Annotated in this window: 3 protein-coding genes; 2 read left to right on the top strand and 1 reads right to left on the bottom strand. The window is 75.7% G+C overall.

Annotation, left to right across the window (positions count from 1 at the left end; translation table 11 throughout):
- The first annotated feature begins 573 nt into the window (after positions 1–573).
- Complete coding sequence (locus tag H5J30_RS17205) at positions 574–2,733, top strand: RecQ family ATP-dependent DNA helicase (protein ID WP_181788307.1); 2,160 nt, start codon at positions 574–576, stop codon at positions 2,731–2,733.
- A 66-nt stretch (positions 2,734–2,799) separates the two neighbouring features.
- On the opposite strand, the gene H5J30_RS17200 is transcribed toward H5J30_RS17205, so the two are convergent.
- Complete coding sequence (locus H5J30_RS17200) at positions 2,800–3,669, bottom strand: SAM-dependent methyltransferase (protein WP_181788306.1); 870 nt, start codon at positions 3,667–3,669, stop codon at positions 2,800–2,802.
- A gap of 196 nt (positions 3,670–3,865) precedes the next feature.
- Here H5J30_RS17200 and H5J30_RS17195 point away from each other — a divergent pair.
- The coding region (locus H5J30_RS17195) for a DUF4192 domain-containing protein (protein WP_181788305.1) at positions 3,866–5,033 on the top strand (1,168 nt) is incomplete at its 3' end.

Raw genomic sequence — 5,033 nt, 5'->3', positions numbered from 1 at the left:
GTCGAGCACGGCGATCACCGCCGTCTGCGGCGCGGGCCGGTGGCGGAAGTGCAGGCCGGTGACGATCTCGCGGGGGTTGCGCAGGAGCGGGATGCCGGCCGCCGCCCACTCGGCAGGTTCGAGGATGCGTCCGGACGGGCCGGTGTCGGCGGTGGCGGGGCCGAAGACCAAGGGCCCTCCCTGAGGGCTGGGGGCGTACGGAACGCACGGCGGGGGTGAACGGGCGTGAGCGCGCAGCGTCGAGCGGCCCGGGGGACCGGGCCGGCGCTGGGAGCGAACCTCAATTCTCCTCGCCGAACTGGCCTGCGGCAATGCGGCATTGTCGACAGGTCCATCTTCTCCTGCCGCCGGCCGGCCGCGGCGCGGGCCGCTGCCGGCCGGTATCCGGCTGATACCGGGGCTGATTCCGGGCTGCCGCCGTGCCCCCTCGCGCCGTATTCCGGATTCCGGTGGCTGCCGGGCCGCTCTCCGGGCGTGGCCGGGCCGGTGTCCAACCGGTGTCCAACTGCGTTTCAGCAGCAATCACCGTGCGTGAGGTGGCTGACTGTCGGTGCCATCGGGTTGCATGGGGGCATGGACGATCAGGAGCTGCGCGCCGAAGCCGACGCCGTTCTCGCCGGGCTCGTCGGCGACCCCGGCGGCCCGGCCCGGCTGCGGGAGGACCAGTGGCAGGCCGTGGCGGCCCTGGTGCGCGAGCGCCGGCGCGCGCTGGTGGTGCAGCGCACCGGCTGGGGCAAGTCGGCGGTGTATTTCGTGGCCACGGCGCTGCTGCGCCGCCGCGGCGCGGGACCCACGGTGATCGTCTCGCCGCTGCTGGCGCTGATGCGCAACCAGGTCGAGGCAGCCGCGCGGGCCGGCATCCGCGCCCGTACGATCAACTCGGCCAACCCCGAGGAGTGGGGCGCCATCCACGAGGAGGTCGAGCGCGGGGAGACCGACGTGCTCCTCGTCAGCCCCGAGCGGCTGAACTCCGTGGACTTCCGCGAGCGGCTGCTGCCCGAGCTGGCCGCCACGACCGGCCTGCTCGTCGTCGACGAGGCGCACTGCATCTCCGACTGGGGCCACGACTTCCGCCCCGACTACCGGCGGCTGCGCGCCATGCTCGCCGACCTGCCCGAGGGCGTGCCCGTGCTGGCGACGACCGCGACGGCGAACGCGCGCGTGACCGCCGACGTCGCCGAGCAGCTCGGCACCGGCGGAGGCGAGGCCCTGGTGCTGCGCGGCCCGCTGGACCGGGAGAGCCTGCGGCTCGGCGTGGTCCGGCTGCCCGACGCGGCGCACCGCCTCGCCTGGCTCGCGGAGCACCTGGGTGAGCTGCCCGGCTCCGGCATCGTCTACGCCCTCACCGTCGCCGCCGCCGAGGAGGCCGCCGCCTTCCTGCGGCAGCGCGGCTTCCCCGTGGCCTCGTACACGGGGCGCACGGAGAACGCCGACCGGCTGCAGGCGGAGGAGGACCTGCTGGCGAACCGGGTCAAGGCGCTGGTCGCGACGTCCGCGCTGGGCATGGGCTTCGACAAGCCGGACCTCGGCTTCGTCGTCCACCTCGGCTCGCCGTCGTCCCCGATCGCGTACTACCAGCAGGTGGGCCGCGCCGGCCGCGGCGTCGACCACGCCGACGTCCTGCTGCTGCCCGGCCGCGAGGACGAAGCCATCTGGCGCTACTTCGCCGACACCGCCTTCCCGCCCGAAGCGCTGGTCCGCCAGACCCTCGCCACGCTGGCGGCCGCCGGCCGCCCGCTGTCCGTCCCGGCCCTGGAGGCCGCCGTCGACCTCAGGCGTACGCGGCTGGAGACGATGCTCAAGGTGCTCGACGTCGACGGGGCGGTCCGGCGCGTCAAGGGCGGCTGGACGGCCACGGGCCGGGAGTGGGAGTACGACACCGAGCGGTACGCCTGGGTGGCGCGGCAGCGCGCCGCCGAACAGCAGGCCATGCGGGACTACGTGAGCACGACGGGCTGCCGCATGGAGTTCCTGCGCGGGCAGCTGGACGACGAGGGGGCGGCGCCCTGCGGGCGCTGCGACAACTGCGCGGGCGCGTGGATCGACGCGGGCGTCTCGGCCGGGGCGCTGACCGGTGCGGAAAAGGAGCTGGACCGGCCAGGGACGGAGATCGAGCCGCGCCGCATGTGGCCGACCGGCATGGCAGCGCTCGGCATCGACCTCAAGGGCCGTATCCCGCCCGGGGAGCAGGGCGCCACCGGCCGGGCCCTCGGGCGGCTCTCCGACATCGGCTGGGGCAACCGGCTGCGACCGCTGCTCGCCCAGAACGCCCCCGACACGCCTGTCCCGGACGACGTGCTGCGGGCCGCGGTCGACGTCCTCGCCGACTGGGCGCGCTCCCCGGGCGGCTGGGCGGCGGGCGGGGCGGACGCCCTGGCGCGCCCCGTGGGCGTCGTCGCCGTGCCGTCCACGACCCGGCCGCTGCTGGTCGACTCGCTCGCCCGGGGCATCGCGACCGTCGGGCGGCTGCCGTACCTCGGCACCCTGTCGTACGCGGACCCGGACGGCGGCCGCGCCGTGCGCCGTAGCAACTCGGCGCAGCGGCTGGCCACGCTGACCGGCACCTTCACCGTCTCCGACGACCTCGCCGCAGCCCTGGCCGGCGCCCCGGGACCGGTGCTGCTCGTCGACGACCACACCGACTCCGGCTGGACCCTCGCCGTCGCCGCCCGGCTGCTGCGCCGGGCGGGTGCCGAGGGGGTGCTGCCGCTGGTCCTCGCGGCCGGCGGCTGAGACGGCGGGGGAGCGGGACGGCGGTCCCCGGACCGCGGCGCGCTCCGGCCCGCGCAGGGCGCAGAGCTAGGGCTTGCGCAGGACGTAGAGGAAGTAGCCGAGGTGGTCGCGGACGAAGGTGCGGAACAGCGGGATCGAGGCGTCCATCGCCGCGGTCGTCTCCAGCCCGTAGCGCTCCCGGATCTCGTCGTGATGGTCCCGGTAGAGGACGGTCATGACCTCGGCGTTCATGAGGACGTCGTGGGTCTGGTTCTCCAGCCGGACGAGTTCGAAGCCCGCCTCGCACGCCAGCCGCACCCCCTCCGCCAGGGGCAGCGGCGGGGGCGACGTCCAGACCTGCCGGAACGTGTCCAACTGCGCGCGCGACGGTTCGCCGCGGCGGGTGAACTCCGTCATCAGCAACCGCCCGCCGCGCGGCAGCACGCGCCAGACCTGGCGCAGTCCGCCCAGGCGGTCGGCGATGTGGGCGAAGGAGTCGATGGCCCACGCCGCGTCGAACGAGGCGTCCTCGTAGGGGAGTTCCAGCACGTCGGCGAGGGCGAACGTCACGCGGTCCGCGAGCGACGCGGCGGCGGCCCGCTCCCGGGCGCGGGCGACCTGCGTCTCGCTGACGGTGATCCCCGTGACCCGCGCCTCGGTGCGCTCCGCCAGCCGCACGGCGGGACCGCCCGTGCCGCTGCCGATGTCGAGCACGTGGTCGGTCGGGCCGGGCGCCAGGGCCTCGATGTAGTAGTCGGTCTGCCGGTCCATCGCCCGGTCGGCCAGCTCCCCGAGCGTGGTCGCGGGAAGGCCCGTCCCGCCGGCCGACCAGCGGCCCACGTGGATGGCGGAAGTGCCCTGGGTCAGGTCGTACAGCGCGCCGAACCGGTCGTACGCGGAGCCGACCTCCTCCGGCGACGGGGGAGCGAGGTTGCTGTCGTGCGCGTCGGATGCCATGGCGCGTTGCCCTTCGTGTCGGCGGACGTCGCCTTCCTCGCGTCACCGTAGAGGCCGCCCGGGCGCTACGCCCGAACCGAACCGGCCAACCCGCGGGTTGGCCGGATTCCCCAGGTCCGGGAGGGTGATGGCATGCCCCGGTCAGAGGTTATCCACAGGGGTCGCGAATCTCCCGGCGACACGAAACCCTCGTGCCATGACATCGCACAACGAAACGCAGGTCGTGCTGGGCAGCCCGGCGGAGCTGGCGGACGCCCTGCCGTACCTGATGGGTTTCCACCCGGACGACAGCGTCGTCCTCGCCGCGCTGCACGGGGAGCGGGGGCGGTTCGGCGGCCGGCTGCGGCTCGGCATCCCGCCGGACCGCGACGGCTGGCCGGACGTGGCCGCGCAGCTCGCGGAGTGCCTCATCGAGGGCAGCGCGAAGCGGGGCGGCAAACCGGACGGCATCGTCGTCTTCCTCTGCCAGGACCCCGGAGCGGGGGAGCAGCCGCAGGAGGTGATGGAGCGGCTGCGGTCGCTCGCCCAGCACCTCCGCGTGGCCTGCGGACGCCTGGAGGTGCCGGTGGTGGAGGCGTTGTGCATCTCCGCCGGACGCTTCTGGTCCTACCTCTGCCCGGATGAGCGCTGCTGCCCGCCGCAGGGCACGGAGCTGGCCCCGCCCGGCAGCTCCGCCATGGCCGCCGCCGCGGCGTACGCGGGAGTGCAACGGCCCGGGTCCCTGCGCGCGATCGAGGGCAGGCTCTCGCCCCGGCACCCCGACGTGGACCGGCAGACGCGGGCGCTCGACGCGGCCGGCGGCGCGCTCGTGCCGCGGATCCTGGAGCAGGCCGGCCGCGAGACCGTGCGCGCGGCGACCCTGGCGCTCACCGACCGGCTGATCGCCCGGCTCACCGAGGCTCCGCCGCCCGCGGGGGAGGCGGCGGCGGACACCGACGCGCGGGACGACGCGATCCTCACCGACGACGAGTGCGCGGCCCTCGTCGTCGGCCTCCAGGACCGGCTCACCCGCGACCGCGCCGCCGAGCGGATGGAGGGGACGGAAGCGACGGGCGCGCTGCGGCTGTGGCGGGCGCTGGCGCGCCGCTGCGTCGGCGCCTACGTGGAACACGCCGCGGCGCCGCTGTCGCTCGCCGGGTGGGTGGCGTGGTCGGGCGGCGACGAGGCGGCGGCCAGGGTCGCCTTCGGCTGCGCGCTGGAGTCCGACCCGGAGTACCTGTTCGCACGGCTGCTCCACCAGGCGGTCAACGAGGGCCTGGATCCCGAGCCGTTGCGGCGCTCGCTGCGCCGGCAGCGCCGCGCCGAGGAGGCCGCCCCGCCGGCGCAGGCCGTCCTGCCGCGCCCGCTGCCGTCCGCGGCGGCGC

It is taken from the genome of Streptomyces phytophilus, assembly GCF_013870535.1.
Lineage (GTDB): Bacteria > Actinomycetota > Actinomycetes > Streptomycetales > Streptomycetaceae > Streptomyces > Streptomyces phytophilus.
The sequence above is the reverse complement of the archived record's forward strand: the minus strand, read 5'-3'. Positions and strand labels throughout refer to the sequence as shown.

Bases quoted from the DNA above. Each gene is read 5' to 3' on its own strand.
- H5J30_RS17205 (WP_181788307.1), top strand. From the start codon at position 574: ATGGACGATCAGGAGCTGCGCGCCGAAGCCGACGCCGTTCTCGCCGGG.
- H5J30_RS17200 (WP_181788306.1), bottom strand. From the start codon at position 3,669: ATGGCATCCGACGCGCACGACAGCAACCTCGCTCCCCCGTCGCCGGAG.